This is a genomic window from Aliiroseovarius conchicola (assembly GCF_041403445.1).
In the GTDB taxonomy this organism is placed as follows: Bacteria; Pseudomonadota; Alphaproteobacteria; order Rhodobacterales; family Rhodobacteraceae; genus Aliiroseovarius; species Aliiroseovarius conchicola.
Genome location: NZ_JBGEHL010000003.1, coordinates 409,229 through 435,365 on the forward strand (window position 1 = coordinate 409,229; position 26,137 = coordinate 435,365).

Annotated in this window: 32 protein-coding genes and 1 tRNA gene; 11 read left to right on the top strand and 22 right to left on the bottom strand. The window is 56.5% G+C overall.

From position 1 onward, the window contains the following. Positions 1-120: 120 nt before the first annotated feature. Both ald and V6N04_RS07710 read left to right on the top strand, forming a co-directional pair. Positions 121-1,239, top strand: coding sequence for an alanine dehydrogenase (ald, locus tag V6N04_RS07705; protein WP_371169563.1), 1,119 nt, complete (start codon positions 121-123; stop codon positions 1,237-1,239). An 85-nt stretch (positions 1,240-1,324) separates the two neighbouring features. Then, positions 1,325-1,735, top strand: a complete 411-nt coding sequence (locus tag V6N04_RS07710; protein ID WP_371169564.1) for a DUF1801 domain-containing protein — start codon at positions 1,325-1,327, stop codon at positions 1,733-1,735. A gap of 52 nt (positions 1,736-1,787) precedes the next feature. On the opposite strand, the gene V6N04_RS07715 is transcribed toward V6N04_RS07710, so the two are convergent. The 12 genes from V6N04_RS07715 to V6N04_RS07770 all read right to left on the bottom strand — a co-directional run bounded on the left by V6N04_RS07715 (position 1,788) and on the right by V6N04_RS07770 (position 10,570). Then, a tRNA-Met gene (locus V6N04_RS07715) sits at positions 1,788-1,864 on the bottom strand. A 142-nt stretch (positions 1,865-2,006) separates the two neighbouring features. Further along, positions 2,007-2,435 carry a large conductance mechanosensitive channel protein MscL gene (gene mscL / locus V6N04_RS07720; protein WP_371169565.1) on the bottom strand — a complete coding sequence of 143 codons (429 nt, stop codon included), beginning with the start codon at positions 2,433-2,435 and terminating at the stop codon, positions 2,007-2,009. Positions 2,436-2,569: 134 nt separating this feature from the next. Beyond that, positions 2,570-3,019, bottom strand: coding sequence for a YtoQ family protein (locus tag V6N04_RS07725; protein WP_371169566.1), 450 nt, complete (start codon positions 3,017-3,019; stop codon positions 2,570-2,572). A gap of 47 nt (positions 3,020-3,066) precedes the next feature. Continuing rightward, positions 3,067-5,463 (bottom strand): phenylalanine--tRNA ligase subunit beta, encoded by a 2,397-nt coding sequence (gene pheT / locus V6N04_RS07730; RefSeq protein WP_371169567.1) that lies wholly within the window; start codon positions 5,461-5,463, stop codon positions 3,067-3,069. Continuing rightward, entirely contained in the window at positions 5,460-5,906 is a 447-nt protein-coding gene (locus tag V6N04_RS07735) for an ASCH domain-containing protein (RefSeq protein ID WP_371169568.1), read from the bottom strand. The genes pheT and V6N04_RS07735 overlap by 4 nt, the downstream gene beginning before the upstream one ends. A 49-nt stretch (positions 5,907-5,955) precedes the next feature. Further along, positions 5,956-6,219 (bottom strand): hypothetical protein, encoded by a 264-nt coding sequence (locus tag V6N04_RS07740; RefSeq protein ID WP_371169569.1) that lies wholly within the window; start codon positions 6,217-6,219, stop codon positions 5,956-5,958. Beyond that, entirely contained in the window at positions 6,216-7,301 is a 1,086-nt protein-coding gene (pheS, locus tag V6N04_RS07745; RefSeq protein WP_371169570.1) for a phenylalanine--tRNA ligase subunit alpha, read from the bottom strand. Before pheS ends, V6N04_RS07740 begins: the two co-directional genes overlap by 4 nt. A gap of 71 nt (positions 7,302-7,372) precedes the next feature. After that, positions 7,373-8,620: an RNA polymerase sigma factor gene (locus V6N04_RS07750; RefSeq protein WP_371169571.1), complete on the bottom strand. Its 1,248-nt coding sequence runs from the start codon at positions 8,618-8,620 to the stop codon at positions 7,373-7,375. A gap of 6 nt (positions 8,621-8,626) precedes the next feature. Next, on the bottom strand, positions 8,627-8,977 hold the full coding sequence (locus V6N04_RS07755) for a YciI family protein (RefSeq protein WP_371169572.1): 351 nt from the start codon (positions 8,975-8,977) through the stop codon (positions 8,627-8,629). Positions 8,978-9,092: 115 nt separating this feature from the next. Continuing rightward, positions 9,093-9,410 carry a DUF1244 domain-containing protein gene (locus V6N04_RS07760; RefSeq protein WP_371169573.1) on the bottom strand — a complete coding sequence of 106 codons (318 nt, stop codon included), beginning with the start codon at positions 9,408-9,410 and terminating at the stop codon, positions 9,093-9,095. Between the two features lie 78 nt (positions 9,411-9,488). Then, positions 9,489-9,731 (bottom strand): DUF6868 family protein, encoded by a 243-nt coding sequence (locus V6N04_RS07765; RefSeq protein WP_371169574.1) that lies wholly within the window; start codon positions 9,729-9,731, stop codon positions 9,489-9,491. A gap of 98 nt (positions 9,732-9,829) precedes the next feature. Continuing rightward, positions 9,830-10,570 (bottom strand): N-formylglutamate amidohydrolase, encoded by a 741-nt coding sequence (locus tag V6N04_RS07770; protein ID WP_371169575.1) that lies wholly within the window; start codon positions 10,568-10,570, stop codon positions 9,830-9,832. A gap of 130 nt (positions 10,571-10,700) precedes the next feature. Between V6N04_RS07770 and pyk the strand changes: the two genes are divergently transcribed. From pyk to rplT, 4 genes are all read left to right on the top strand, one after another. After that, the gene (gene pyk / locus V6N04_RS07775; protein ID WP_371169576.1) at positions 10,701-12,149 is read left to right on the top strand and encodes a pyruvate kinase; all 1,449 of its coding nucleotides are present in this window, start codon (positions 10,701-10,703) and stop codon (positions 12,147-12,149) included. 42 nt (positions 12,150-12,191) lie between these two features. Further along, a complete protein-coding gene (locus tag V6N04_RS07780; RefSeq protein ID WP_371169577.1) occupies positions 12,192-12,428 on the top strand; it encodes a hypothetical protein in 237 nt (78 codons plus the stop codon). Between the two features lie 135 nt (positions 12,429-12,563). After that, positions 12,564-12,764 carry a 50S ribosomal protein L35 gene (gene rpmI, locus V6N04_RS07785; protein ID WP_371169578.1) on the top strand — a complete coding sequence of 67 codons (201 nt, stop codon included), beginning with the start codon at positions 12,564-12,566 and terminating at the stop codon, positions 12,762-12,764. A gap of 14 nt (positions 12,765-12,778) precedes the next feature. Then, a complete protein-coding gene (gene rplT / locus V6N04_RS07790) occupies positions 12,779-13,144 on the top strand; it encodes a 50S ribosomal protein L20 (protein WP_371169579.1) in 366 nt (121 codons plus the stop codon). A 118-nt stretch (positions 13,145-13,262) separates the two neighbouring features. On the opposite strand, the gene V6N04_RS07795 is transcribed toward rplT, so the two are convergent. Continuing rightward, positions 13,263-14,117, bottom strand: a complete 855-nt coding sequence (locus V6N04_RS07795) for a D-amino-acid transaminase (protein ID WP_371169580.1) — start codon at positions 14,115-14,117, stop codon at positions 13,263-13,265. Between the two features lie 106 nt (positions 14,118-14,223). On the opposite strand from V6N04_RS07795, the gene V6N04_RS07800 reads away from it, so the two are divergent. Continuing rightward, positions 14,224-14,673, top strand: a complete 450-nt coding sequence (locus tag V6N04_RS07800) for a DMT family transporter (RefSeq protein ID WP_371169581.1) — start codon at positions 14,224-14,226, stop codon at positions 14,671-14,673. A gap of 5 nt (positions 14,674-14,678) precedes the next feature. Here V6N04_RS07800 and dgcA read toward each other — a convergent pair whose 3' ends face one another. Both dgcA and dgcN read right to left on the bottom strand, forming a co-directional pair. Beyond that, positions 14,679-15,644, bottom strand: a complete 966-nt coding sequence (gene dgcA / locus V6N04_RS07805) for an N-acetyl-D-Glu racemase DgcA (protein WP_371169582.1) — start codon at positions 15,642-15,644, stop codon at positions 14,679-14,681. 77 nt (positions 15,645-15,721) lie between these two features. Then, a complete protein-coding gene (gene dgcN, locus V6N04_RS07810) occupies positions 15,722-16,723 on the bottom strand; it encodes an N-acetyltransferase DgcN (protein WP_371169583.1) in 1,002 nt (333 codons plus the stop codon). 356 nt (positions 16,724-17,079) lie between these two features. On the opposite strand from dgcN, the gene V6N04_RS07815 reads away from it, so the two are divergent. Beyond that, positions 17,080-18,039 carry an L-malyl-CoA/beta-methylmalyl-CoA lyase gene (locus V6N04_RS07815; RefSeq protein ID WP_371169584.1) on the top strand — a complete coding sequence of 320 codons (960 nt, stop codon included), beginning with the start codon at positions 17,080-17,082 and terminating at the stop codon, positions 18,037-18,039. A gap of 54 nt (positions 18,040-18,093) precedes the next feature. Here V6N04_RS07815 and V6N04_RS07820 read toward each other — a convergent pair whose 3' ends face one another. Continuing rightward, positions 18,094-18,924: an AraC family transcriptional regulator gene (locus V6N04_RS07820; RefSeq protein WP_371169585.1), complete on the bottom strand. Its 831-nt coding sequence runs from the start codon at positions 18,922-18,924 to the stop codon at positions 18,094-18,096. A gap of 150 nt (positions 18,925-19,074) precedes the next feature. Between V6N04_RS07820 and V6N04_RS07825 the strand changes: the two genes are divergently transcribed. Beyond that, entirely contained in the window at positions 19,075-20,040 is a 966-nt protein-coding gene (locus V6N04_RS07825; protein WP_371169586.1) for an acetyl-CoA carboxylase carboxyltransferase subunit alpha, read from the top strand. Positions 20,041-20,254: 214 nt separating this feature from the next. Next, on the top strand, positions 20,255-20,590 hold the full coding sequence (locus V6N04_RS07830; protein WP_371169587.1) for a carboxymuconolactone decarboxylase family protein: 336 nt from the start codon (positions 20,255-20,257) through the stop codon (positions 20,588-20,590). Between the two features lie 9 nt (positions 20,591-20,599). Here V6N04_RS07830 and V6N04_RS07835 read toward each other — a convergent pair whose 3' ends face one another. Genes V6N04_RS07835 through V6N04_RS07855 form a run of 5 tightly spaced genes read right to left on the bottom strand, consistent with a single transcriptional unit; the run spans position 20,600 to position 24,131 of the window. Next, positions 20,600-21,259, bottom strand: a complete 660-nt coding sequence (locus V6N04_RS07835; RefSeq protein WP_371169588.1) for an HAD-IA family hydrolase — start codon at positions 21,257-21,259, stop codon at positions 20,600-20,602. Beyond that, positions 21,216-21,821, bottom strand: coding sequence for a pyridoxamine 5'-phosphate oxidase family protein (locus V6N04_RS07840; protein ID WP_371169589.1), 606 nt, complete (start codon positions 21,819-21,821; stop codon positions 21,216-21,218). Before V6N04_RS07840 ends, V6N04_RS07835 begins: the two co-directional genes overlap by 44 nt. After that, positions 21,821-22,555, bottom strand: coding sequence for a lysophospholipid acyltransferase family protein (locus V6N04_RS07845; protein ID WP_371169590.1), 735 nt, complete (start codon positions 22,553-22,555; stop codon positions 21,821-21,823). The genes V6N04_RS07840 and V6N04_RS07845 overlap by 1 nt, the downstream gene beginning before the upstream one ends. Then, positions 22,555-23,460, bottom strand: coding sequence for a cell division protein FtsX (locus V6N04_RS07850; RefSeq protein ID WP_371169591.1), 906 nt, complete (start codon positions 23,458-23,460; stop codon positions 22,555-22,557). Before V6N04_RS07850 ends, V6N04_RS07845 begins: the two co-directional genes overlap by 1 nt. Further along, positions 23,457-24,131 (bottom strand): cell division ATP-binding protein FtsE, encoded by a 675-nt coding sequence (locus V6N04_RS07855; protein WP_371169592.1) that lies wholly within the window; start codon positions 24,129-24,131, stop codon positions 23,457-23,459. The genes V6N04_RS07850 and V6N04_RS07855 overlap by 4 nt, the downstream gene beginning before the upstream one ends. Positions 24,132-24,289: 158 nt before the next feature. On the opposite strand from V6N04_RS07855, the gene V6N04_RS07860 reads away from it, so the two are divergent. After that, the gene (locus tag V6N04_RS07860) at positions 24,290-25,153 is read left to right on the top strand and encodes a zinc-ribbon domain-containing protein (protein ID WP_371169593.1); all 864 of its coding nucleotides are present in this window, start codon (positions 24,290-24,292) and stop codon (positions 25,151-25,153) included. A 13-nt stretch (positions 25,154-25,166) separates the two neighbouring features. Here V6N04_RS07860 and V6N04_RS07865 read toward each other — a convergent pair whose 3' ends face one another. Further along, positions 25,167-26,027 carry a MurR/RpiR family transcriptional regulator gene (locus V6N04_RS07865; protein WP_371169594.1) on the bottom strand — a complete coding sequence of 287 codons (861 nt, stop codon included), beginning with the start codon at positions 26,025-26,027 and terminating at the stop codon, positions 25,167-25,169. Between the last annotated feature and the right edge of the window lie 110 nt (positions 26,028-26,137).

Below are 26,137 nucleotides of genomic sequence, written 5' to 3' on the forward strand. Positions count from 1 at the left end.
GTGAATTATTCGGATATTCCTATCACACACGCCGCATCTTTTCAAAGCAATTGCGCGACGCCGCAAGCAAGATGGAAACAGGAAATATTTCCCATCTACAGGGACTGAGGAGGATACCCCATGTTGATCGGTTGCCCGAAAGAAATCAAACCACAAGAATTCCGTGTCGGCCTGACACCTGCTGCTGCTGGTGAAGCGATCGGCCGTGGCCATTCCGTAATTGTCGAAACCAACGCCGGTGAAGGTGCTGGGTTCATGGACGATGACTATGTCGCCGTTGGTGCCTCCATTATTGGCACCGCAGAGGAAGTATTCGCCAAAGCAGACATGATCGTGAAGGTAAAAGAGCCTCAGGCCGGAGAGCGCAAGATGCTGCGCGAAGGCCAATTGCTGTTCACATATCTGCACCTTGCTCCCGATCCCGAGCAAACGAAAGACCTGCTGGAAAGCGGTTGCACAGCAATCGCTTATGAGACTGTGACCGACCGCAATGGCGGCCTGCCCCTGTTGGCGCCAATGTCGGAAGTTGCCGGTCGTCTGGCCCCCCAGGTTGGGTCGTGGACATTGCAGAAGGCCAATGGCGGCCGCGGTGTTCTGATGGGCGGCGTTCCCGGTGTTGGTCCGGCAAAAGTTGTCGTGATTGGCGGCGGTGTTGTTGGTACGCACGCAGCCAAAATCGCGGCTGGCATGGGCGCTGATGTGACCATTCTTGACCGCTCGATCCCGCGTCTTCGGTACCTCGATGACGTTTTCGGCGGCACGTTCAAAAACCAGTACTCGACTGCGGCAGCCACGGCTGAACTGATCGAGACCGCTGACATGGTCATTGGTGCGGTTCTGATCCCTGGCGCTGCGGCCCCAAAGCTGATCACGCGCGCACAACTGTCGACCATGAAACCCGGTTCGGTTCTTGTAGATGTTGCCATCGACCAGGGCGGGTGCTTTGAGACTTCGAAAGCCACCACTCACGCTGATCCAGTTTACGAAGTTGATGGCGTCATGCACTACTGTGTTGCCAACATGCCGGGCGCTGTTGCACGTACATCGACCATCGCTCTTGGTAACGCCACCATGCCTTTCATGCTGGCCTTGGCTGACAAAGGTTGGAAGCAAGCCTGTGCAGACGACGAGCATCTGCTGAACGGTTTGAACGTACATGCCGGCAAGCTGACCTACGCGGCGGTGGGCGAGGCTCTTGGCCTTGACACGATCACTCCGGAAGACGCTCTGAAAATCTGATCCTCTGATCAATTCATTGAAAAGCCCCGCCATTTGGTGGGGCTTTTTCTTTGACACAGCAACCATGACGCCACAGTTTGTTCCTATGTCGGAATTATCACCTCCATTTGCCAGCTCCGAGGTCGCCGCGACCTTTAAGACTTTCCCATCCGGCGCGACTGCGCACCTGCTGGCCCTGCGGTCCCTTATCTTTTCAACCGCCCAGGCGACACCGGGGGTCGGACGGATCGAAGAGACGTTGAAATGGGGACAGCCTGCATATCTGACGCCAGACACCAAATCCGGGACGACGATCCGGTTGGGAACCCCGAAATCTGGGGGCACCGCGCTTTATGTCCATTGTCAGACGACGTTGATTTCGGAGTTCCGCAGCCTGTTTCCTGCCGAGTTTAACTACGACGGCAACCGTGCGATTCTGTTCGACAAGGATGTAACATCACTGGAGGAGCCCCTGCGGCTCTTCATTGGAAACGCGCTAACCTATCATTTAAAATAGTGCCAAACGAAAGAAGCCCCGCACATGGCAGGGCTTTCTTCGACATTTGAGATGGTAGCGTGAGGCGGACTTGAACCGCCGACCCCAGCATTATGAGTGCTGTGCTCTAACCAGCTGAGCTATCACGCCATCTCACATCGGTGGCCGAGATATTCCGACCCGGCCCCGGTGTCAAACGAAAAACACCGAATCTCGCACTGTTTCATCGGAAATCCCAAAAGAAAAAGAGCACCCGGTTTCGGGCGCTCTTTCCAATAATTGTTCAAAACCGTTACTTCTTCAGCGCGTCACGGATTTCCGTCAAGATATCAAGCTCAGTCGGGCCTGCGGGTTCTTCCTCTGCGGCCTCTTCTTTCGCGGCTGCGGCTTCCTTGGCTTTGTTCACGTAGCGCACCAGCATGAACACAACGAATGCGATGATCAGGAAGTTGATGATTGCCATGATGAACGAGCCATATGCGAAGACAGCTGCTCCACTATCACGGGCTGCTTCCAGCGAAGCCCCTGCCGCCACGTTGCCAGAAAGCACGGCATACATATTGGTGAAGTCGATACCGCCCATGAACAGCCCGATAATCGGGTTAATCAGGTCAGACACCAAAGCCGTTACGATTGCGGTAAAGGCGGCACCGATGATGATACCAACTGCCATGTCCATGACATTGCCCTTGGCGATGAAATCTTTGAATTCGTTGAGCATACTGTCCTCACTCTGTTTTCAGATGTTACGCGTTTCATAAGTTTACGCGCGTATACTATCCGAATATGGAAGCGCTTGCATCTTGTTTTCCGGGGGAAAAACAGTCGCTCGCTCACCGTAAATTGACGCACAGGTCAACCGGAGAGCTGACCCGTTAGGACGTAACGCAGGATTTCAACGACCTGCTCGGGCTCGCGCGCTACGGCCAGCGCAGCCGCATCGACCTCTTTCAACGCATGATCATGCTCGGGCATTTGTAGCACGATTAGTGACTTGCCTTTCGCTGCTGCATATCCCGCGTCAAACGCCGCATTCCACTGGCGGTATTTCTCGCCAAAGCGAACGACAACGACATCTGCATCCTCGATCCCCTTACGGGTACGGATCGCGTTCACCATCGCACCTTTGTGGTCGTGCCAATACTTGTTGGGCTCTTCGCCCAGAATGGCGACGCCACAATCATCCGAGGCCTCATGATCCGTTACTGGAGCCGAGAAACTGACGTCCAAGCCTTTGGCACCGTCGATGATTTGCTCGCGCCAATCGGTGTGGATTTCGCCGGAAAGATATACGTTCAGGGTCATGATCATCCTCCAAATGAAAACGCAGCCCCGAAGAGCCGCGCTTTAAGTTATCCCCGCAAAGTACCGCCGGTGGCTTTGCCGACCTTCTCGACGATCTTTGCGCTTACCGCCTCAATGTCCTTGTCAGTCAGGGTCGCGTCACGCGGTTGCAGGCGCACCGTGATGGCCAAGGATTTCTTACCCTCACCCAAGCTGCCACCAATGAATTCGTCAAAGACATTCACGTCGGTGATCAGCGCCTTGTCCGCACCTGCGGCCGCATTCACCAGATTGATGGCTTCCACATCCGTATCCACCACAAAGGCAAAGTCGCGTTCGACTGGTTGCAGATCAGATGCGCCCAGCGCCATGCGGCCCGTGCCCTTGGCTTTCGGGAACGGCACTTTCGCCAGATGGACCGCAAAAGCCACAACCGGGCCTTTAACATCCATCTCGGCGATGGTCTTCGGGTGCAGCTCGCCAAATGCGCCAAGGATGTTCTTCGGACCCAGACCCAGCTTGGCCGAACGGCCTGGGTGCCACCACGCGTTCATGTCGCGTACAAAGGTCAGCTTGGCAGGCGCACCGATGGCGTTCAGAACCGCCTCGACATCTGCTTTAGCGTCATAGGTGTCGACCGGACGGCGCGCGCCGAAACGGTCGCGAGGGCCGGTGTTGCCAACAAGGATACCTGTGACCATTTGTTCGTATTCTTCCGGCTCGCCACCGCTGAAGACAGGGCCAACTTCAAACAGCGCCAGATCCATGAAACCACGCGCTTGGTTGCGCGCGGCCGCCTGCAACAGACCCGGCAGAAGCGAGGGGCGCATGTGGCTCATCTCGGACGAAATCGGGTTTGCCAATGCAACGTCATCACCGCCGGTGCCAAAGCGCGCAGCGCTTGCCTGATCAATGAAGCTGTAGGTCACACATTCATTGTAGCCCAGCGCCGCCACAGTACGCCGCGCGATGCCTTCACGCTTTTGCATCGGCGACAAGATCGCTTTGGGCACACCCACATGGGTGCGCGGAAGCGGCTTGCCGACAAGCTTGGTCAGCGACGCTACACGCGCGACTTCCTCGACCAGATCAGCGGACCCCAACACATCAGGACGCCAGCTGGGCACATGCGCCATGTCACCGTCGATGGTGAAGCCCAACGCGGTCAGCGTTTTGCGCTGCTCATCCGCCGGAATGTCCATACCCACGAGGCTCTGCACACGGTCTGTGTCGAGCTTGTACGCGCGGCTCACATCCGGTTCGGCCCCGGCAGTCACCACATCCGACGCTTCACCGCCGCAGAGATCAAGGATCATCTGAGTCGCGGCCTCGATTGCAGGCGCGTTATAGGCCGGGTCGATCCCTCGTTCGTTGCGATAGCGGGCGTCCGAATTGATCTTCAGCGCACGACCGGTCTTGGCGATCTGGATGGTTTCCCAGAAAGCCGCCTCAAGGAACACGTTCGTAGTTTCTTCCGTGCAGCCTGTGGGCAAGCCACCCATCACGCCCGCGATGCTCTCCACGCCTTCACTGTCCGAGATCACGACCATGCCGCGTTCAAACGTGTATTCTTTTTCGTCCAGACCGATCAGCGTCTCGCCACCCTTGGCACGGTGCACGCGCAGGTCGCCTTTGACCTTGTCAGCGTCGAACACGTGCAGTGGGCGGTTCATGTCGTAGGTGAAGAAGTTCGTGATATCGACCAAGGCCGAGATCGGGCGCAGGCCCACCGCTTTCAAACGCGCTTGCAACCACGCGGGGCTGGGGCCGTTCTTCACGCCCTTGATCAGACGCCCCATGAACAACGGGTTCGCGTCCAGCGTATCGTCATCAATGGTGACGTTGATCGGGCTGGGGCCGTTGCCCGCAACCTTGTGTTCGACCATCGGCTTTAGCGTACCCAAACCGCGAGCGGCCAGATCACGCGCAATGCCGCGCACGCCCAGCGCGTCGGGGCGGTTGGGCGTGATGGCGATGTCAATCACGGGATCAACCTTGGTCGGGTCATTGACGGCGAGCCAGTCGACGAAACGGTCACCCACCTCACCCGAGGGAAGCTCGATAATGCCGTCATGTTCGTCCGACAGCTCCAGCTCGCGCTCGGACGCCATCATGCCGTGGCTTTCGACACCACGGATTTTGCCGACGGACAGAGTGATGTCGATACCGGGCACATAGTCGCCGGGCTTGGCAAGGACGACAGTGATGCCTTCGCGCGCATTGGGTGCGCCGCAGACAATGGTCTTGTCGCCTTGGTTGGTCTGAACCGTGCAAACACGCAGACGATCCGCATCGGGGTGCTTTTCAGCATGGGTCACTTTGGCCAGCGTGAACGCACCCAAACGATCCAAGGGGTTGATGATCTCTTCAACCTCTAGCCCCAGATCGGTCAGCGCCTCGGCGATCTCGTCCACGGACGCCGTGGTGTCGAGGTGGTCTTTCAGCCAGGAGAGTGTGAATTTCATGTCTTGTCCTCTGTCTGCATCGCCGGACGGCTTGCCAAATCTTCAACCACTTCGAATTTCTCAAACAGCAACATCATTTCGCGGTCAAATCCGCCGTTGCGCTCAAAATAGGCCTTATGGCCCCGCTGCCAACCTTCCAGCGTTTCGCCCTCGGCATGGGCCAATTCCTCGGTGACATCGCAAAACCGGACCTGCTGCACCGACTTGGTGCGGATCACCAGCGCTGGCGTGCCGTCCCAATTGGCCGCGATATCGCAACGCCCGACCTGAGGCATAGACTCCGGGTCATCCGCGAAGTCACGCAGCGCGCCAGAGGTCGCATGCTTCTGTCCCGCCCGCACCCGCTTGATCAGCTTGGCCGACAGCTTGGCGCTGTCGCCAAACTTGAACGTCCCGGCGCCGGGGTAAGTGACTTGCAGGTCTTCGATGTCGTCGTCGCTCATTGAGATGCCTTATGGTCGAGGTGGTCTTTCGGCCAGGAGATGGTGAATTTCATTGGCGGACTCCTACGGCATAAATGCCAGGTGTAATTTCTGCGATTGCAACAAAATAATGCTTGCCGTTTTCCGCTGTCTCATAGACGTGCAGTGTCTTGGTTTCTTCGCTGTAGAGTGGGTCAGTAAATGTAACAGCCTCGCCTGTCTCCGCGAGTGTTCCATTAATGTCAAACTCCTCGACCAGGGCCTGACGCTCATCCGCAAGCCCCCACGCAACGGCCCAATGGTTGCCGTGTTGGTCTATTGAGTTGGTCTTCACCTACTCAGCCCCCCACGCATCGTCGGAACATCCAACGAACTGAACCCGTAATGCCTCAGCCAACGCAGGTCGCTATCAAAGAACGCGCGCAGGTCGGGGATGCCGTATTTCAGCATGGCCAGACGGTCGATGCCGAGGCCGAAGGCGAAGCCCTGCCACTCGTCAGGATCAACGCCCGCAGATTGCAGCACTTTCGGGTGCACCATGCCAGAGCCAAGGATTTCCATCCAGTCGTCGCCCTCGCCCAGTTTCAGCGTGCCGCCGGCCCATGAGCAACGGATGTCGACCTCGGCCGAGGGTTCGGTGAAGGGGAAGTGCGAGGCGCGGAAGCGCAGTTCAATCTCGTCTATTTCAAAGAACGCGCGTACGAATTCTTCCAGCGTCCATTTCAGGTTCGCCATCGAGATATCTTTGTCGATCGCCAGCCCCTCGACCTGATGGAACATCGGGGTGTGGGTCTGGTCGTAGTCTGATCGGTAAACGCGGCCCGGTGCGATCACGCGGATCGGCGCGCCGGTCTTCTCCATCGCGCGGATCTGTACGGGCGACGTGTGGGTGCGCAGCACGTGCGGCGGGCGGTTGTCGCCACCCTCAATCGTCGTGTCGCGGTGCATATAGAACGTGTCGAATTCCTGACGCGCGGGGTGGTGCGGCGGGATATTCAGGGCGTCGAAGTTATACCAGTCGGACTCAACCTGCGGCCCTTCGGCGACCGAGAAACCCATATCGCCGAATATGGCCGAAATTTCCTCGGTCACTTGGCTGATCGGGTGAATGCTGCCTTGGCGCGCGGGTCGACCGGGCAAGGTCACGTCCAACCATTCGGTGCGCAGACGTTCATCAAGTGCGGCATCTGCCAGCCCGGATTTCTTGGCGGCGATGGCCGAGTTAATCTCGTCTTTCAGGGCGTTCAGCTTGGGACCAGCGACTTGGCGTTCCTCGGGCGTCATCTTGCCCAGTTCGCGCATTTTCAGGGCGACTTCGCCCTTCTTGCCGACCGCCTGCACGCGGATATCTTCCAGCGCCGCCTCATCAGCGGCCCCACCGATTGCGTCCAGATATTTTGTTCTGAGCTCGTCCATGTCGGTCCCTTTACTTCGCACCGCTTCCAGCTAGCGAATACAGGGCAAAATGGCAAGCGGGGGCGGGGTTGTTAAGGGGCGTTCAAGGCGTGAAGTCGGCTTTCCAAAAACGCTGCCTGTTCGGGTGCTTGTGACAAAGCGATGGCCGCGCGGTAGCTAACGGCTGCCTCTTCATGGCGGCCAAGGCGGGCCAGTAGGTCGGCGCGGCAGGCGTGGAACGGTTGATAACCCGTCAACTTATCCTCCGATTCGACCATGGCAAGCAGGCGCAAACCCGCCTCGGGGCTGTCCGCATAGGAAACGGCGACGGCCTGATTGATCCGAAGGATTGGATTGGGTCCACGTTGATAGAGCACATCGTAGAGCGCCACAATTTGCGCCCAGTCGGTAGACTTGAAATCCCGCGCCTCGGCATGAACTGCGCTGATCGCGGCTTGCAACGCATATGGGCCAGCCGGGCCAGTTGAAAGTGCGGCTTTGGTCAACGCCAAACCATCGCTTATTCGTCCACGGTTCCAACGTGCGCGGTTTTGCGCGTCGAGCGGGATAAAGCTGCCGTCTTCACCCCTTCGGGTCAGTCGGCGACTGTCCGACAGCAGCATGAGGGCCAGTAGCCCCTTTGCCTCGGCGTGGTCGGGCAGCAAGTTGGTCAGGATACGGCCAAGACGGATCGCCTCTTGCACCAGTTCCTCGCGCATCAGCTGCCCTGCAGAAGCATGGCAGCCCTCGGTGAAGATCAGATAGATCACCTTCAGTACCGTATCGGTACGGTCGTGCAAGTCGTCAGGTTCAGGCAGCTTGAAGGCGATACCCGCGCCAGCGAGTTTCTTTTTAGCCCGCGTCAGGCGCGCGGCCATCGCGTCGGTTTTGTCCAGAAAGGCCTTGGCGATCTCGGCTGTGGTCAGGCCGCCCAGCGCGCGCAATGTCAGGGCCACGCGGGATTTTTCCTCAAGCGCCGGGTGGCAGCAGGTGTAGATGAGTTCAAGTCGGTGGTCTGGGATCATCATATCCCGGTCCTCGGGGTCATCGCGGTGTTGCTCCAGCCACAAGGCAAGTTCGCTGGATTTCCGCTCGGCGGTTTGACCGCGCCGGATGCGGTCCAGCGCCTTGCGGCGTGCGACTGTAATCAGCCATGCGTCAGGATTGCGTGGTGCGCCCTTGCGCGGCCAAACCTCAAGCGCGGATACAACCGCGTCCTGCAAGCTGTCTTCGGCCAACGCATAGTTGCCGGTGGTGGATACGAGGGAGGACAAGATGCGCCCCCAGTCTTCGCGGATCAGCCGCGCAACAAGCGCCTGTGCTTCGACCGGGGGCAGCATTTAGTGTCAGTCGAAGATCATGACGGGACGAACTTCGATCCGACCGTATTTGGCATCCGGGATCTTGGCGGCATAGTGCAGCGCTTCGTCCAAATCCTTACAATCAAGGATGTAGTAGCCGCCCAATTGCTCTTTGGTCTCGGCAAACGGGCCGTCAACAATCTCAGTTTTTCCATTACGCACAGAAACGGTGGTTGACGTGGCGACGGGTTCTAACGCGTTGCCACCATTCATCTTGCCCGCATCTTCGACTTCTTTGGTGAAATCCACATAACCCTGCATATAGGGGCCGAATTCGTCAGTGCCCGGTTGGGGGCCATTGTCTTCGGCATTATAGATCAAACACATATATTGCATCGGAGTTTCCTTTCAGATGTTGGGAAAGACTTCAGGCCTTTCTGTGTACCAGACGTTCGGGAAACAGCAAAATCGACACTCGGGTCAAAATATTTTTGAAAACCCGAGATCGACGTCAGTTTTTGTCATTCAACACGTTTTCTTTAAAGGCGACTTCGAAGGCGGCCTGTTGATCGGCATCGGCTTCAGTCTGGAATTTCGCTTTCCACGCGCTGTATGGCATGCCGTAGTAAGCTTCGCGCCCTTCTTCTTTTGACATCTCGATTCCGCGCTCGTTGGCGGCTTCCTGATACCAACGTGACAGGCAATTGCGACAAAAGCCCGCCAGATTCATCATGTCGATGTTCTGCACGTCCTGACGATCCTCCATCAAGTGCTTTTGCAGACGGCGGAAGGCGGCGGCTTCAATTTCAATGCGGGTCTGGTCGTCCATATTTGTGCTCCGTTTTTCGGGCTGGAATTTGACGCATAGGACAAGGTGCGGCCAACAAGGTCAACCGCACCCGTCAGGTCAAGACATCAACTTCAATGCAAGCCACGGCGTAATGCCGAACACAAGCGTGAGCAGCTTGAAGTTCGCGAGATAGGTAAAATACGCGGCGTTGAGCGCCTCGTCTGTCATGTGAAACATTGATGAATGTATTCGGATTGCCATTCGTTTCATCACCACCACGCCAAACGTAGCGAGCAAAAGGAAGGCAATATTGATGACCGAAATCCAACCAAAGAAAGAGGTCATGTTCTCAAGTGTCATGGCAGGTCTCCTTTCATTGTTCCCTACCAATTATATGGGAGTGCGCTGAACGCAGGGCAATAAATCTGCGACGATTTGCCGATGCGAACTGTGACCCACTATAACCCGTTATTCGCCAGAACTTCGGTCAGGATTGGCGCAAGCCGCTCCGCCCAGTTGCGTTGCTGGTCATCCGTTTCGATAAGATCGTTGCGAATTTCAATCAGGACATTGACGCGTCCCGCGGCCAAAGCATGGCGATCAATGCTGTCGCCGTCCAGATGGCCGCCATAAGGCTCGTTTTCCCCAACACAAAGGTCGGGTTCTTGTTGTAAGCGCGCGATTAAAGGCGTTGCCAGTCGGCTGTCATGTTCATGCAGGACGGCAATGTGCCAAGGCCGCATCCCTCGCCCCTTGAGCTGCCGCGTGTAGGAGTGCATCGCCACAATCACCGTGTTTTGCTGGCGCGCTGCCAGATCGGCAACAGCCTGATGATAGGGGCGATGAAACGCGTTCAGGCGCCGATCACGCTCAACGTCGTCTGCGTGCCGATTTGCAGGGATGATCGTCCCATCATATAGCTTCATCAGAAGCGTTGGATCATCCTCGCCGCGATTGGGATCAATCACCAATCGCGAGAAGTTCGACAGAACAGCCGGTGCATCCAGAAGGTCCGAAAGGTGTCGTGTCACCCCAGCCGCTCCCACATCATATGCGATGTGACGGGCCATGTCCGTCGCCGAGATGCCCAAATCGCCACCACCGACGCAGTCAGGCACGGTGTTCGCGGCATGGTCGCAGGTGATCAGCCAGCGGGCCGGGCGGTCTTTTCCGATGATCGTGTAAGGATTGTATGTCATGTTCGTGTCGTCTTAATTTGTCAGACCCATTTATGCGAGGCTTTTGGCAAGCGCCAGTTGTCAGCGCTAACATTTTCGGGCATAGAGCGTTCGAACCCGATTTCAGACCGATAAACAGGAGATGCGCCCCGTGAGACGCCATCGCAACGTCAAGATTGTCGCCACGCTTGGCCCCGCCTCCAACGACTACGAAACGATTCGCGCACTGTTCGAGGCAGGCGCAGATGTGTTCCGCATGAATATGTCGCACGGCACGCATGACGAACAGCGTGAGCGTCACGCGATGGTTCGCAAAGTTGAAAAAGACGTGGAGCGTCCGATTGCCATTCTGGCCGATCTCCAGGGCCCGAAACTGCGCTGCGGCGTGTTTGCGGAAAGTGCGGTGGAAATCGAAGTAGGTCAGGATTTCCGGTTCGACCTGAGCGACGCCCCCGGGGACGCAAATCGCGTCTGCCTGCCCCACCCCGAGATTTTTGCGGCACTTGAGAACGGATCATCACTTTTGGTGAACGACGGAAAACTGCGGCTGAAGGTCAAGGATTGCGGCCCAGACTTCGCCGATTGCGTTGTTGAAGTGGGCGGTACGATCTCGGACCGCAAGGGTGTGAACGTGCCTGACGTGGTCTTGCCACTGGCGGCTCTGTCGGACAAAGACCGCGCCGACCTGGAATTTGCGTGCCAACTTGGTGTCGACTGGCTTGCGCTTAGTTTTGTCCAACGCGCAGAAGATGTAACCGAGGCCCGCGAACTCGCACAGGGGCGCGCCGCGATCCTGTCGAAGATCGAAAAACCCGCAGCTGTGCACGCATTTGACGCGATACTTGGTGTGTCTGACGGGATCATGGTGGCGCGTGGCGATTTGGGAGTCGAGTTACCCGTGCACGCGGTTCCCCCGATCCAGAAACGCTTAATCCATGCCTGCCGGCGTGCAGGCAAACCTGTGATCGTTGCGACCCAAATGCTGGAAAGCATGATTGAAAGCCCGATGCCCACACGCGCCGAGGTCTCGGACGTCGCGAATGCCATCTATGATGGTACTGACGCCGTTATGCTGTCTGCGGAAAGCGCGGCCGGTCAGTATCCGATTGAAGCGGTAACGACAATGAATTCGGTGGCTGTTGAAGTAGAGCACGATGAGACTTACCGCGAGCAGGTCGAAGCGTCCCGCGTAGCCTCACGCAGCGGAATTAACGATGCTATCGTTGCTGCGGCGCGTGAAATTGCAGAAACCACTGACATCAAAGCAATTTGCTGCTTCACGCAATCAGGCACGACAGCGCTTTTGACCTCGCGGGAACGCCCGCGCGTTCCGATCATTGCGCTCACCCCTCTGCGAGGTACAGCACGGCGTTTGTGCCTGTCTTGGGGTACAAATTGCTTCGTAACCCCCATTCAGGTCGAACGCTTCAAAACTGCGGTCGTTTCTGCCGCGCGTGCAGCGCGCAGTGCCGGATTCGCAACGGAAGCTGACCAAATTGTCGTAACCGCCGGTGTCCCCTTCAATGTGCCCGGCACTACGAATATCTTGCGCGTAGCCCCGTGTGATGAACGGCTTATTTTTGCCGCAGATCAGGAGTAACCTGACTTCATCGCATCCTTACGGGGTGTGGAGGAGACAGTTATGAGGGAAGACACGTTTATTGTTGTCGGGATTATTGTGCTTACACTATCAATCCCGTCGTTTTTTTCCGCGATCCGCGAGGGGCGCACGCCGCGTGTACCCGCGATCATGTTTATGATCGGCGGTGGCTTGGTGGCAATCGCGCTTCTACAACGCCCCGGAGGGTATCAAATCGATGATATTTTCACGGCGTTCCGCACCGTTTTTGGGCGTTTGAAGGTGATGTTGTCGGCCTAGGCCGCGATCACTGCCGAAAACTCAGAATCCGCTTGCCAGCTTGAATGATTCCGCCTATATCGCGCACTTCATGCGTGGCCGGCTTAAGTGGCATGCCGAGTCGCGTCCGAACCGAACCCCACGAAGGAGACGGAAATGCCCAAGATGAAGACCAAATCAAGCGCCAAGAAGCGCTTTAAGGTGACCGCGACCGGCAAGGTCATGGGAGCCCAGGCTGGTAAACAGCACGGAATGATCAAACGGACGAAGAAATTCATCCGCAACGCACGCGGCACGTCCGCTCTGTCCGCCCCCGACGCTAAGATCGTCAAGGGCTACATGCCCTACGACCGCTAAGAGGAGATACAGATATGTCCCGCGTTAAAGGTGGAACCACAACCCACGCCCGTCACAAAAAAGTCGTCAAGGCCGCCAAAGGCTATTACGGCCGCCGCAAGAATACCTTCAAGGTAGCGCGCCAAGCCGTCGACAAAGCGAACCAATACGCAACTCGCGACCGTAAGAACCGCAAGCGCAATTTCCGCGCGCTGTGGATCCAACGGATCAACGCTGCTGTGCGTTCGCATGACGAAAACCTGACTTACTCGCGCTTCATCAACGGCCTGAACATGGCTGGCGTTGAAGTGGACCGTAAGGTTTTGGCCGATCTGGCCGTTCACGAACCCGAAGCATTCGGTGCCATCGTCGAAAAAGCACAGGCTGCTCTGGCTGCGTAAGCCTTTCAGTATTTAAATTAGAAAGCCGTTGGAGAAATCCAGCGGCTTTTTTCGTTGGGTTCTGGTCAACAAAAAACGGGCCGCCTACGCCGCCCGTTTTGCGAGTTACACCTTGGTATCAGACAGCCTGCTTCATGCTTTCGTCCAGATAGATTTCACGCAGGCGCAGCGCCACACTGCCCGGTGTCCCATCTCCCAGCACGGCATCGTCAATCTGCACCACTGGCATCACGAAGGCTGATGCGGACGTAAAGAACGCCTCGTCTGCGTTCTGGGCCTCCTCGATGGTGAAATTACGCTCCTCGATCTCCATCTGAGCTTCCTCAGCAAAGCGCAACACAGCCGCCCGCGTGATCCCATGCAGGATATCATTGGACAGACCGCGCGTGATGATCTTGCCGCCTTTAACGATATAAACGTTGTTCGACGTCCCTTCGGTTACGAACCCATCCTCGACCAGCCAAGCATCATCTGCACCAGCCGCCTTGGCCATCATTTTCCCCATAGAGGGGTAAAGCAACTGAACCGTCTTGATGTCGCGTCGTCCCCAGCGGATATCATCGATCGAGATGACCTTCATCGGCTTCACGGTCGCTGCCAGTCCGGGCTTAGACTGCGTAAACAGCACCACCGTCGGCTTGACCTCGGCGGGGTCCGGGAATGCAAAATCACGGTCGGATGCTGCCCCGCGCGAAATCTGAAGATAGATCAGCCCTTCATCAATCTCGTTCAGTCGAACCAACTCGCGATGAACCTCAAGCAGATCTTCGGTCGAGATGGGGTTTTCCATATCCAACTCGGTCAACGACCGTTTCAACCGCTCCGCATGCCCGTCAAACGCAATCAGTTTGCCATCCAACACACTTGTGACTTCGTACACCGCATCCGCGAACAGAAAACCACGGTCAAAGATCGAGATTTTGGCTTCCGTCTCGGGCAAGTACTCTCCGTTCACGTAAACGGTACGGGTCATGTCAGGTCTCCTTGGTGTGACGCCAGTCGGGCCAGTTGACCCGCGCGGTATTTCCTGTTCTGGCTGTTGATACTCAGGTCTTGATAAATTGCAAAAGAGAAATCCTATGCCCAGCGCCACCCAATCCGCAGCCATCATGCTTACAGCCGGAATTGGAATACCAATCCTGGCAGCATTGAATGCCGCGTTGGGTCAACGGTTGGGATCTCCGATTGCGGCGGGTGTTATCCTGTTTCTGGTGGCGTTGCTGACGACAAGCGCCGTGTTCTTCTTTTCGAGCGGATCGGTAAAAGGAGCAACCAGCGCCCCGCCCCACCTTTTTCTGGCCGGATGTCTTGTTGCGTTCTACGTCCTGACCATCACATGGGTCGCCCCAACATTCGGCGTCGGCAATGCGGTGTTCTTTGTGCTGATTGGTCAACTCATCTCTGCGGCGGTCATTGATCATTTTGGCCTCTTCGGCGCGCAGCCCTCGCCGTTGACCTTGTGGCGCTTTGCCGGAATTGCGGTCATGGGCTTCGGCGTGTTTCTGACCCAAATCGCTGGTCGCGGATAACAGCCTCACCCCCAAAGCGCCGCTTCCGGCGGGTGCACACCTTTTTCATCGAAAAGCAGAGGCACGTCACGGTCTTCGGCAAGCAACAGCGGTCCGTCCAAGTCGGTCACAATCACCCCTTGCGCGACCAATGTCGCGGGTGCCATCGCCAAAGACGATCCGACCATGCAGCCCACCATGACATCATAGCCGTCAGCCAACGCCGCCTTACGCAATGCCAAAGCCTCGGTTAGCCCGCCGGTCTTGTCCAGCTTGATGTTCACCACGTCATACTTACCCTTCAGCCCGGGCAAGCTGGCGCGATCATGGCAGCTTTCATCCGCACAAACCGGTACGGGCCGATCCATCCCGATCAAAGCTTCATCCTCACCGGCAGGCAGAGGTTGTTCAACAAGTGCAACGCCCAACCGAACCAGATGCGGCGCAAGGTCTGCATACACATCAGCCGACCACCCCTCGTTCGCGTCAATGATGATCTTTGCGTCCGGCGCACCCGCGCGAACCGCTTCCAATCGGGGCATATCATCCGGCGTGCCCAGCTTGATTTTCAACAAGGGACGATGTGCGTTCTTAGCTGCCTGCGCCTGCATCTCCGCAGGCTCCGCCAGTGACAGAGTATAAGCCGTGATCTCCGGTCCGGGTGCAGACAACCCCGCCAACTCCCAAACGCGCTTGCCTGCTCGCTTCGCCTCAAGGTCCCACAAGGCACAATCAATCGCATTCCGTGCCGCCCCGGCAGGCAAAAGGTCATACAACGCCTCCCGCGTGACATCGCCGGGCAGGCCCATGATCTCGTCGGTCACACTCTCCAGCGTTTCATCATAGCGCGCATAAGGAACACACTCGCCCCAGCCGTCATGCGACCCATCGCTCACGCGAACAGTCAGGACCTTCGCCTCGGTCCGTGATCCGCGCGAAATGGTGAAAACCTGCGCCAACTTAAACACGTCCGCAGTGACCGAAATACGCATAGCTGCCCCTTATTTTCTTTCCCTAAATATCCCGGGGGGTTCCGGGGGGCTGGCCCCCCGGCTTGAACACAATCAGCTTACACAGCTGCCAGAGCATCCACCAGTTTGCCTGCACCATAACGGAATGGATCGGTGGCGGGCAGACCCATGTCTGCTTCCACTTTGTTCAGATAGGTTTTGGCATCCTCATCGGACATGTGTTGTGTGTTCACGGACACGCCGATAACCTGGCAATCCGGGTTCGCCACCTTGGCCAACGCCAGCGCAGTATCTCTCAGATCTTCCAGCGACGGTTGCTGATACTCGGGCAGACCCCGCATATGTTCGCGGGTCGGCTCATGCGCAAGAATCAAAGCATCCGGCTGACCACCATGGATCAGCGCCATGGTGACGCCCGAATATGACACATGGAACAGCGAGCCCTGCCCCTCGATATGATCCCAGTGATCTTCATCGTTGTCTGGGGTCAGGTACTCCACTGATCCCGCCATGAAGTCGGCAATGACAGCGTCTAGCGGCACGCCATCACCTGTGATCAGAATGCCGGTCTGTCCGGTGGCCCGGAAGGTCGATTTCATGCCACGCTTGCGCATTTCTGCATCCATGCAAAGAGCGGTATACATCTTGCCAACCGAGCAATCCGTTCCAACGGCCAAACAGCGCTTGCCGGATCGGGTCTTGCCGTTGGCAATCGGGTAATCAACTTCTGGAATACGCACGTCATGAAGCTCTTGGCCGGTGGCTTCGGCCACCGCCACAAGATCAGGTTCATCACGCAGAAGGTTGTGCAGGCCAGAGGCAAGGTCGAACCCCTCTTCTAGCGCTGTCACAAGAACCTTCTTCCACTCTTTGGAAATAACGCCGCCTCGGTTGGCCACACCGATGACCAGAGTTTTTGCACCCGCTTCCTTTGCCTCTTGCAAAGTCATGTCGGTCAGCCCCAGATCGGCACCACAGCCTTCCAGCCGGAATTGGCCCACGGCATTTTCCGGGCGCCAGTCTTTGATGCCCTGTGCCACCTTCGCGGCCAGTTGGTCGGGCGCGTCGCCCAGAAACAGAAGATATGGGGTCTTGATCATAGCGCCCTCCTGGCAAGTGAATCCCGTCCGGACGTAGATATTCGGATTCGTCCGCAAAAGGATTTTCAATTCGCACTCTGCTGCACCTCAATGAGCAATTATCCATCGCTGAATGCTAATCTGCTGAAAGATACTTGCATGTTCTAGGACAAGAACGACGATTACTTCCCCCTGTGTGTGTTTCTGCGGCAGTTTTCGCCGGAGAGAATTAGTTCCAAGCACGTGTATCCCATCATCACCCATATGCGCCCGCAGCAATCGGCTTGCTGCACCTGCAAAATGCGGCTTGAACGGCGCCGCGCAATAATCTATCCCTCACTACAACCGCTTAGAAACTTTCTTGCACCGAGGTTCCCATGTCCTTTCGCCTTCAGCCTGCTGCTCCAGCTCGCCCAAATCGCTGCCAATTGTTTGGCCCCGGATCAAACACCAAGCTCTTCCCAAAGATGGCAGTCTCTGCCGCGGATGTGATCAACCTTGATCTGGAGGACAGTGTTGCCCCTTCTGACAAGGACGCGGCCCGCGCGAATATCATCGACGCGCTGAACACCATCGACTGGGGCAATAAGTACATGTCGGTACGGATCAACAGCCTTGATACGCCCTATTGGTATCGCGATGTTGTGGATATTTTGGAACAAGCGGGCGACCGTCTGGATCAGATCATGATCCCCAAGGTTGGCTGCGCCGAAGATGTTTATGCGGTGGACGCACTGGTCACAGCCATCGAACGCGCCAAGGGCCGCACCAAACCCGTCAGTTTCGAAGTCATCATCGAAAGCGCTGCCGGCCTCGCGCATGTCGAAGCAATCGCCGCGTCATCGCCCCGCTTGCAAGCCATGAGCCTCGGGGCGGCCGACTTCGCGGCCTCGATGGGTATGCAAACCACGGGCATCGGCGGCACACAAGAGAACTACTACATGCTGCGCGAAGGAGAGAAACACTGGTCGGATCCCTGGCACTGGGCACAAGCTGCGATCGTTGCCGCTTGCCGCACCCACGGCATTCTGCCCGTCGACGGCCCGTTTGGCGATTTCTCTGATGACGAGGGATATATCGCGCAGGCCAAACGGTCTGCCACGCTGGGTATGGTTGGCAAATGGGCCATTCACCCCAAGCAAATCGCATTGGCCAACGAGGTTTTCACACCTTCCGAAGCAGCCGTAGCCGAGGCGCGTGAAATCCTTGCCGCAATGGAGCAAGCCAAGGCCAACGGAGAAGGCGCAACGGTTTACAAAGGACGTCTGGTCGACATTGCCTCGATCAAACAGGCTGAGGTCATCGTCGCTCAGGCCGAACTGATCGCGAATTCCTGAACCAGTAGACTAGAGCGGCACGCGCGCTGTTATTCAGCGCGCGTGCCGCTGCGACTATGACGCCAGAGGCATGCAGATTTCCGTTAACAGATCCTCTGGATCGGTTGTGCGCGGATCATTCAGGTAGATTTCGTAGCTTGGCGCATCGGCCGGTGTTTCACCAGAGCTCGGCAACCAGCGGCCGTAAAGCGCATCATATGCCGTTTTGATCATGGCGTAGGGCCCTTTGTAGGTCAGAACAGCCTCGCGACCGGCGGGAATATCCATCACCTCGAAATCATCCGGCACATCGCCACCGCGCCACTGAGCACCCGCAAAACTGCGCAGGTCTTTTTCGGCGACGGCGTCAGGATCGTCGAAATAGACCCCCATCATAGGACCACATTTACCCCATAAGTCACGTGCACTGATCATCGTGGCGCTTTCTTCGAACTTCTTTCCGATCTCCATATAGGCCCCCTTGTGGGACAGGCCGATCAATCGTTTCCCATCGGTTTCTCGAATATCAACAGTGTGCATCTTTAGTTCTCCTATTCGCTGCAATAGTGCCGGGGCATCAAGCCTGCCAGCGGTTCGAAAGGCGGTCGGAGTTTTGCCGTACGACGCGCGAAACGTGTGCGTGAAGCTGCGCGGATTTGGGTAGCCGCACTCCTTAGCAATCACATCGATCGCTGTGTCTTCGCGCACCAATCGGCCCGCAGCACGGTGCAAACGCATACGCCGCACCGCTTGTGCGCATGTCTCGCCCGACATCGCGTGAAACACGCGGTGCCAGTGGAACCGCGACATCGCCGCAACATCTGCCAACTGGTCTAACGACAAGTCTCCATCCGGATTGTCGTGGATATAGTTCAGCACCCGCAGTAGTCGATCTTCGTATTGCAAGACATGCTCCTTTCGCCTTTCCACTACGTATTGCCCGACATTCGATGCATAAATCTTGCCGAGTTATGCCTGCCAAGAACAGAGCAGTAGTTGTATTGCGTCGTTTCAAGCGGCATATAGCTATGAACGATATCAAACGGGGCATGAGCCATGACCAACTATCTTGAGTTTGAAAAACCGCTGGCTGAAATCGAGGGCAAAGCAGAAGAACTGCGCGCGCTTGCCCGAGCCAATGAAGAGATGGACGTCGAAGGCGAAGCTGCCGGATTGGATGCCAAGGCCGAGACCCTGCTGAAAGACCTCTATGACGACCTGACCCCTTGGCGCAAATGTCAGGTGGCCCGCCATCCTGATCGTCCCCACTGCAAGGACTATATCGAGGCGTTATTTACTGAATACACCCCATTGGCCGGTGATCGTAACTTTGCCGATGATCACGCTGTCATGGGGGGGCTTGGCCGGATCGGTGACATCCCCGTCGTCGTCATGGGTCAGGAAAAAGGCAATGATACGAAATCGCGGATTGAACGTAATTTCGGCATGGCGCGTCCCGAGGGTTATCGCAAAGTCATTCGCCTGATGGATTTGGCTGATCGGTTTGGATTGCCGATTGTCATGCTTGTTGACACCCCCGGAGCCTATCCCGGCAAAGGTGCGGAAGAGCGCGGACAGTCCGAAGCAATCGCCCGCGCGACCGAGCGTTCGTTGAACGTCAAGTCACCCGTTATCTCGGTGATTATCGGCGAAGGCGGTTCGGGTGGCGCGGTGGCGCTTGCGACGGCCAACTCTGTGATGATGCTGGAGCATTCGATCTATTCCGTGATCAGCCCCGAAGGCTGTGCTTCGATCCTTTGGAAAGACGCCGAAAAGATGCGCGAAGCGGCCGAGGCGTTGCGCCTGACCGCGCAAGACCTGAACCAGCTGGGTGTTGTAGACAAGATCATCCCCGAGCCCGTGGGCGGGGCCCAGCGTGGCAAAACGGAAACGATCGAAGCCGTCGGAAAAGCCATCGAAGAAGAACTTAAGGCGCTCAAGAAACGTCAAAAGGGCGACAAGCTTTTGAAAGAGCGTCGCGAAAAGTTTCTGAAGATGGGCTCCAAGGGCCTTGCCGCTTAATAATATCCAGAGATGGACTGCCGATAATCACGTCTTCGTGGGCGGGGTTGGCAAGCCAGCACACAAGGGTGATATGCACGAGAGATCAATAAGCGCTTCGCGATGAATTTACGTCTAAGTTTAACGCGAAATGCTCGATACCTCTTGATGTCGTGGGCGTTCCGAAATCAAGTTGCGAGCCAACTTAATCTCGAAACGCTCTAAGGAGGCCCGCGTGGACTGGAAAGCATTCATTGCCGAAACCGAAGGCAACATCAATCACCTCGCAAAAGACATTCCCACAACGCTGAAGGGCTTCGGCCAGATGGGTGTTGCTGCGAAGTCAGAAGGTGCGCTGAGCGAAAAAACCAAAGAGTTTATCGCGTTGGGCATCGCCATCGCGACCCGTTGCGACAGCTGTATCGGCTTTCATACCCGTTCCCTGGTAAAACTCGGCGCGACCATGGACGAGTTGAACGAGGCCTTGGCGATGGCCTCTTATATGGGCGGTGGTCCATCGATTGCCTACAGCGCCAAAGCGCGCGAGGCGTTCGAACAGTTCAGCGCTTAAACTGCTAAGTCAACCAGACTGGAAGCGTTGGACCACGTCGCCCAGCGCCTCTGCACCCGTCCAATGATACGCATGCCAGCCAGCAGCCTTGGCTGCGGCTGTATTGGCCTGACTGTCATCGATCAGCAGGTGCTCACTTACTGGGGCATTAGTGTGGTTCGACGCACGCATGAAGAACTCTGGGTCCGGTTTGGCTGCACTAAGGCGCGCCGAGCTTAGCATACCGTCAGCATAGACCTTTAAGCCTAGGTCGTCCCAGAGATACTGCGCCCGAAGCGTATCTTGATTTGTTGCAAGGTAAACCTGCATCCCCGGCTTTCGCAGGTTTTCCATCGCTTCCAGAACAGATTCCTCCAATCTGGCATCGTTCGCGAACCAGTAGTCGATCAGCTCAGACGATGACAAATGAGGCGCTATGTCGGTCAGCACATTGCCCAAAACCGCATGAAGCGCCCGTTTTCCCGTAACGATATCGGACCAATAGGGGCGGAAGAATGCCTCGTGAAGGTCCTCTGGCGAAACGCCTAGATCGGCCTCAAGATCCGTTTTCCATGGCAATCCATCCGATGGCCGCCCTGTCACCAAGACGCCGTCTACGTCCATCATCAGCTGGGTGATCATCTTCTCACCACATCGTCGACTTTGCGCGATCCGGCCATTCTTTGTCATAAGCATCACCGTCGAACGCGCCCGAAGTGATCTCTTTCATCATCGCACCAATCGTAGGCAAATCGGTGCTTTCATCACCCGACGTCCAGATCTTCGCGCGCACGATGGCGCGGGCGCATTGGGGGTATACCTCGTGGATACGGATCACGATGACGGTCCGAGGTTGTTTGCCGGATTTCTCGAACTTCGCGCACAGGGCGTCGTCTGTTGTCAATCGCGCCTCTCCGTTCACACGCATGACATTTGCCGATCCCGGCACCATGAACATCAGAGATACGCGGGGGTCGCGAACGATATTGCGCAGACTGTCGAGCCGTTGGTTGCCGCGCCAATCCGGCAAAGCAAGCGTTTGTGAATCAATTTCCATCACGACAGGGCCATCGTCGCCTCGGGGGCTGCCGTCGGTTCCTTCATCGCCCACTGTTGTCAGTACGCAAAAGCGCGACGCCAGAATCCATTTGCGATAGGCAGGTGTCAGGTGGGTGGTAACTTTCCTCATCGCCATTTCGACAGGCGCGCCATACAAAGCTTCCAGTTCCGCTTCCGTCATTATGAAGTCCATTAGTCTACAATCTCCAACCCAGCTTCACGCATCAAGGCGTTAGAGCCTGTTTCAACGGCCGTTTCCAACTGCTCCATGAACGCCTCCAATTCGAGCCCCGGTTCGATACGAGGGTGAAACTCCACCACTGCCAGACCCGGATAGCGCATAATCCCATGCCGCTTCCAAAATACACCAACGTTGGTTGAGGCCGGCACACAAGGTTGCCCAGTTTCGCGATAGAGTACGCCAGTGCCGATTTTATATGGCTTCTTAGCCCCGGCCGCGACGCGGGTGCCTTGCGGAAAGATCACCAACTGACCGGGCTTCACGGTTCCAGCACGGACGTCTGCAACCATCTGCTTGATCGCCTGCCCACGCTTGCCACGATCGACAGGAATACTGTTGGTATATTTCGCATACAGGCCGATCACAGGCGCCCAAACGAGTTGCTTTTTCATGATGTATTTAGGCGCTGGCAAAGCACTGGCGATCATAATGATATCAAGGAAACTCTGATGTTTCGCACCGATGATAACCTCGTCCGTCGGCGGCTCGCCCCGAATTTCAGAGCGCAGTCCGACCATCCAAGACGCGGTCCATCGGACCCACCTGCAATAACTATGAATGGCGATCATCGCGTATTTCTTGTTGATCCAGATTAGCGGCACAAATCCGAAGCCAATGATTGGAAGAACCAAATACATCTGGATGATAAATAGCAACGAGCGGAGCCATTGGATCGCATGGCGCATTAGCGTTTCTCCTGCAATACGGTCTGGGCAGTGCGACGGGTTGCCAGAAAGGCCACGAGCGCAGCGAATGGTGGGATCAGCAAGAGCCAAAGCCATTGCCAGCCCTTCAAACCAAGCCCAGTCAGCAAGCTTGGCTCGTCCCCGGTCGAGGGAAGGAACATGATAGCAACCGCACCAAGCAGAGTTCCAGCAAAAGCACCGCCCAGCGCGCGCAAAGTGTACCTGCGAACGAATGCGTGCGCGATATACCCATCCTGTGCGCCCACCAAACGCAAGACACGGATGACTTGTTCATTCGCGGCAAGTGCTGCCGACGCCGCCAATGTGATTACCACGGCTGCGAGCGCCGAAATCAGCGCGATCGCTACAAATCCCAAAGTTCGCAAGCGGTTGGCCGCTTTCACCAGCGGCTCTCTCCAGCGGGTGTGATCATCAAGAATTGCCCCGGGTGCTTCGCCTGCCAGCCGTGCGCGCAGGCCTTCGGGGTCAAAGCCCTGATCATCTTCGATCACTTCGACAAGCTTTGGGATCGGTAATTGGTCCAGTGGCAAGTCGGGTCCGAACCAGGGCTCTAGCAATGCCCGCTGTTCGTCGTCCCCAAGTGGTCGGGATGACTTGATACCGGGGGTGGTGGCCAAGACCTCCATCACAGCGAGGACCTGCGCGTCCATCTGATCGGCAGGCGCGGATATACGAATTGTCGAACTTTTGGCCAATGCCTCGCCCCAACGATCCGCCAAACGGCCCGTTGCAAGGGACAGCGCCAGAGCGAACACCGCAAGAAACGCCATCGAGGCCGCCGCAAACACCGTCAGGCGTGCAGTGAACCCGGTCGGCGGAACAACCCGGTCTGCCTGAGCGTCACCGGTGACGAATTGGGTTAGGTTTTTCAGGCGCGCGTTCATAGGTCGGCTCCTGCCTGATGGACTTGCTTGTTCGAAATCCGAAGGACACGGGCCTGAACTTGTGCCTTCGTGGAGCGGATCAAGTTCATGTCGTGCGTCGCGATCAAGACTGTTTTGCCCATACGGTTCAGTTCAATCAAAAGCTTGAGCAATCGAAGTGACATCTCCCAGTCTACATTACCAGTTGGCTCGTCCGCCAAAATCACATCGGGGGACATGACTACGGCGCGGGCCAGCGCGGCCCGCTGGCGCTCTCCCCCGGACAGTTCAGGCGGCTTGGCACTGCTTTGCTCGGTCAATCCAACCCAAGCCATCAGATCGTCAAGCTCAGACGGGTTTGCAAGGCTGCGCCCCGACACCGTCAAAGGCAGCGAGACATTCTCTGATAGGCTGAGATGGTCCAGAAATTTGCAGTCCTGATGTACGACTCCGATGCGGCGACGGGCCGCAGCGATATCGTCCCGCGACATCATTCCTGCATCCTGATCAAACAGAGCCACACGCCCCTGCGTCGCGATCAGTTCTCCGTAGCACAGCTTTATCAACGTCGTTTTGCCCGCCCCTGACGGCCCTGTCAGGAAATGAAACGATCCCGGTGCGAGATTTAGTGAAATGTCAGATAGGAGCATACGATCCCCATATCCGTAGGACACTTGTTCTAGCTCGATCACAATTTGTCCTCACACTTGTTTGGCGACAGTTTTGCCTCAGCTTTGCAATTGTTTCAATGCAGAGCTTGCAATGGTTTGATTTTCGCCGTGAAACTGCCATATTGAGTTTGAAATGGCAGGAAAAACCCCAGCTTAATATTGGGGGATCGAGGGAAATAATGCGTCTGGTTTGCCCTAATTGCGGCGCTCAGTACGAAGTCGACGACCGCGTCATGCCCGAAAACGGGCGCGATGTTCAATGCTCCAATTGTGGACATGCTTGGTTTCAGCTTCCTCCGAGCGCAGAGCCCGAGGAACCCGAAACCCCATCACCTTTTGACGATATCGACGACGTTGGTAGCGACGACGACGATGATGCGCCTTCTGAACGCGCCGGGGACAGTTCGGCTGACGATGGCACCGAGGATAGCGCGGACGACGACGATCACGAAACATCCTCTGATGAAGGCGTCGATGATCCAGACACCGCGCAAGGCGAAAAGGCTGCACGCTCGTTGAATGACGATGTGCGCAACATTTTGCAGGAAGAAGCTGCGCAGGAAATTCATGCGCGCGAAGCCGAACGCGAAAACATTGAGACTCAGACCGATCTGGGCTTGGAGGAAGCACCAAAAGCGACTCCTGACATTCGAGTGGTCGAGCAAGACACATCAAACGATGATGCATCGGTTGGAGCAGACGATCTGAAAGGTCGCGATGTTCTTCCAGATATAGAAGAAATCAACTCAACACTTGATGCCCCCGAGGATGAAGCAGAGATTTCCCTTGCCGCGGATGACGCAGAGGGTGAAACGCGATCCGGTGGCTTTCGCAGAGGGTTCGTGCTCGTCGTGGTCTTGGCGTGCTTGTTGGCGATCCTATACATCTTTGCGCCCGCAATAGGTGAACGTATTCCTGCGCTTCAGCCTGCGTTGGAGCAGTACATTGATGTGGCAGATCGGGTTCGGGTCGCACTTGAAGACACTATGCGCAACGCGATTTCGAAAATGCAGGGGCTAATTGATAAGCCAGAGAACGGCTAGTCCTACACAACGGTCAGTTGCTGCGGAATATCCGGGATTCGCCAATCATCTCTTCCAACTCAGAGATCCGGTCAGCGCTGTCGCATCTGCTTTGAATCTCGGCAACCAAAGCTTCGATCATAAAGTTGATGGCAAGTGTCGAATCCCAACTGGACGGCACTTCAACGCGACTGCGGAAGCAATGTGCTGCATAGCGTTCAATTGGCGACCCCCATTGATCGGTGAACAACACAATATTCGCGCCGCGATCCACGACCAGTTTGGACAAACGCTCCAACTCTTTTTCATACCGCCGGATATCAAACACGATCAGGGTCGAGTTCGCATCCATATCCAACAGTGATTGCGGCCAGACGCTGGGGGAAAAGTCCAACTGAGTGACGCCGGACCGGATGATTTGCAGGTGATTGAAGAAGTAATGCGCGTTGGACCGCGTTATACGCCCACCCAGCAGATAGAGCTTTCGGCACGGGTCAGACAAAAGCGCCGCGGCTTTGTCAAACTCGGTCAGGTCCAATCGCTCCAGGCTGCGGTTGATGTTGTGGGATACAGCTTCGGCGAAGCGGCTGACGATGTGATCTTTGCCGCCCGCAAGTTCGGCAGCCTCTAGCTTCGCCAGCGGCTCTTTCATCTGCGCAGCCACTTCTTCGCGGATTGCGTCCTGCAGGTCCGGGAACCCATTATAACCCAGCTTGCGCGCCAATCGAATGACGGTTGGAGTAGACACCTCGGCGCTTTCCGCAAGCTTGGTTATCGACTGCAGCCCAGCCACCAGCGAATCGTTCAGCAAGGTGGCTGTCAGGCGGCGTTCTGCCGCTGTCAGCTCGTCCTGCTTCTCGCGAATTTGGTCTTTAACGAGGGGTTTCTTTCCCATTTGTCTCCAAATCACTCAGTCTTCTTGGGTTTGTAGATATCGTTACAGAATATTTCTTGACACCCACAGTACTACCGTAGTGATAATTACACAGCTTGAAACTGGGGGGC

Bases quoted from the DNA above. Each gene is read 5' to 3' on its own strand.
- ald (WP_371169563.1), top strand. From the start codon at position 121: ATGTTGATCGGTTGCCCGAAAGAAATCAAACCACAAGAATTCCGTGTC.
- V6N04_RS07710 (WP_371169564.1), top strand. From the start codon at position 1,325: ATGTCGGAATTATCACCTCCATTTGCCAGCTCCGAGGTCGCCGCGACC.
- mscL (WP_371169565.1), bottom strand. From the start codon at position 2,435: ATGCTCAACGAATTCAAAGATTTCATCGCCAAGGGCAATGTCATGGAC.
- V6N04_RS07725 (WP_371169566.1), bottom strand. From the start codon at position 3,019: ATGACCCTGAACGTATATCTTTCCGGCGAAATCCACACCGATTGGCGC.
- pheT (WP_371169567.1), bottom strand. From the start codon at position 5,463: ATGAAATTCACACTCTCCTGGCTGAAAGACCACCTCGACACCACGGCG.
- V6N04_RS07735 (WP_371169568.1), bottom strand. From the start codon at position 5,906: ATGAGCGACGACGACATCGAAGACCTGCAAGTCACTTACCCCGGCGCC.
- pheS (WP_371169570.1), bottom strand. From the start codon at position 7,301: ATGGACGAGCTCAGAACAAAATATCTGGACGCAATCGGTGGGGCCGCT.
- V6N04_RS07750 (WP_371169571.1), bottom strand. From the start codon at position 8,620: ATGCTGCCCCCGGTCGAAGCACAGGCGCTTGTTGCGCGGCTGATCCGC.
- V6N04_RS07755 (WP_371169572.1), bottom strand. From the start codon at position 8,977: ATGCAATATATGTGTTTGATCTATAATGCCGAAGACAATGGCCCCCAA.
- V6N04_RS07760 (WP_371169573.1), bottom strand. From the start codon at position 9,410: ATGGACGACCAGACCCGCATTGAAATTGAAGCCGCCGCCTTCCGCCGT.
- V6N04_RS07765 (WP_371169574.1), bottom strand. From the start codon at position 9,731: ATGACACTTGAGAACATGACCTCTTTCTTTGGTTGGATTTCGGTCATC.
- V6N04_RS07770 (WP_371169575.1), bottom strand. From the start codon at position 10,570: ATGACATACAATCCTTACACGATCATCGGAAAAGACCGCCCGGCCCGC.
- V6N04_RS07780 (WP_371169577.1), top strand. From the start codon at position 12,192: ATGAGGGAAGACACGTTTATTGTTGTCGGGATTATTGTGCTTACACTA.
- rpmI (WP_371169578.1), top strand. From the start codon at position 12,564: ATGCCCAAGATGAAGACCAAATCAAGCGCCAAGAAGCGCTTTAAGGTG.
- rplT (WP_371169579.1), top strand. From the start codon at position 12,779: ATGTCCCGCGTTAAAGGTGGAACCACAACCCACGCCCGTCACAAAAAA.
- V6N04_RS07795 (WP_371169580.1), bottom strand. From the start codon at position 14,117: ATGACCCGTACCGTTTACGTGAACGGAGAGTACTTGCCCGAGACGGAA.
- V6N04_RS07800 (WP_371169581.1), top strand. From the start codon at position 14,224: ATGCCCAGCGCCACCCAATCCGCAGCCATCATGCTTACAGCCGGAATT.
- dgcA (WP_371169582.1), bottom strand. From the start codon at position 15,644: ATGCGTATTTCGGTCACTGCGGACGTGTTTAAGTTGGCGCAGGTTTTC.
- dgcN (WP_371169583.1), bottom strand. From the start codon at position 16,723: ATGATCAAGACCCCATATCTTCTGTTTCTGGGCGACGCGCCCGACCAA.
- V6N04_RS07815 (WP_371169584.1), top strand. From the start codon at position 17,080: ATGTCCTTTCGCCTTCAGCCTGCTGCTCCAGCTCGCCCAAATCGCTGC.
- V6N04_RS07825 (WP_371169586.1), top strand. From the start codon at position 19,075: ATGACCAACTATCTTGAGTTTGAAAAACCGCTGGCTGAAATCGAGGGC.
- V6N04_RS07835 (WP_371169588.1), bottom strand. From the start codon at position 21,259: ATGACAAAGAATGGCCGGATCGCGCAAAGTCGACGATGTGGTGAGAAG.
- V6N04_RS07840 (WP_371169589.1), bottom strand. From the start codon at position 21,821: ATGGACTTCATAATGACGGAAGCGGAACTGGAAGCTTTGTATGGCGCG.
- V6N04_RS07845 (WP_371169590.1), bottom strand. From the start codon at position 22,555: ATGCGCCATGCGATCCAATGGCTCCGCTCGTTGCTATTTATCATCCAG.
- V6N04_RS07850 (WP_371169591.1), bottom strand. From the start codon at position 23,460: ATGAACGCGCGCCTGAAAAACCTAACCCAATTCGTCACCGGTGACGCT.
- V6N04_RS07860 (WP_371169593.1), top strand. From the start codon at position 24,290: ATGCGTCTGGTTTGCCCTAATTGCGGCGCTCAGTACGAAGTCGACGAC.
- V6N04_RS07865 (WP_371169594.1), bottom strand. From the start codon at position 26,027: ATGGGAAAGAAACCCCTCGTTAAAGACCAAATTCGCGAGAAGCAGGAC.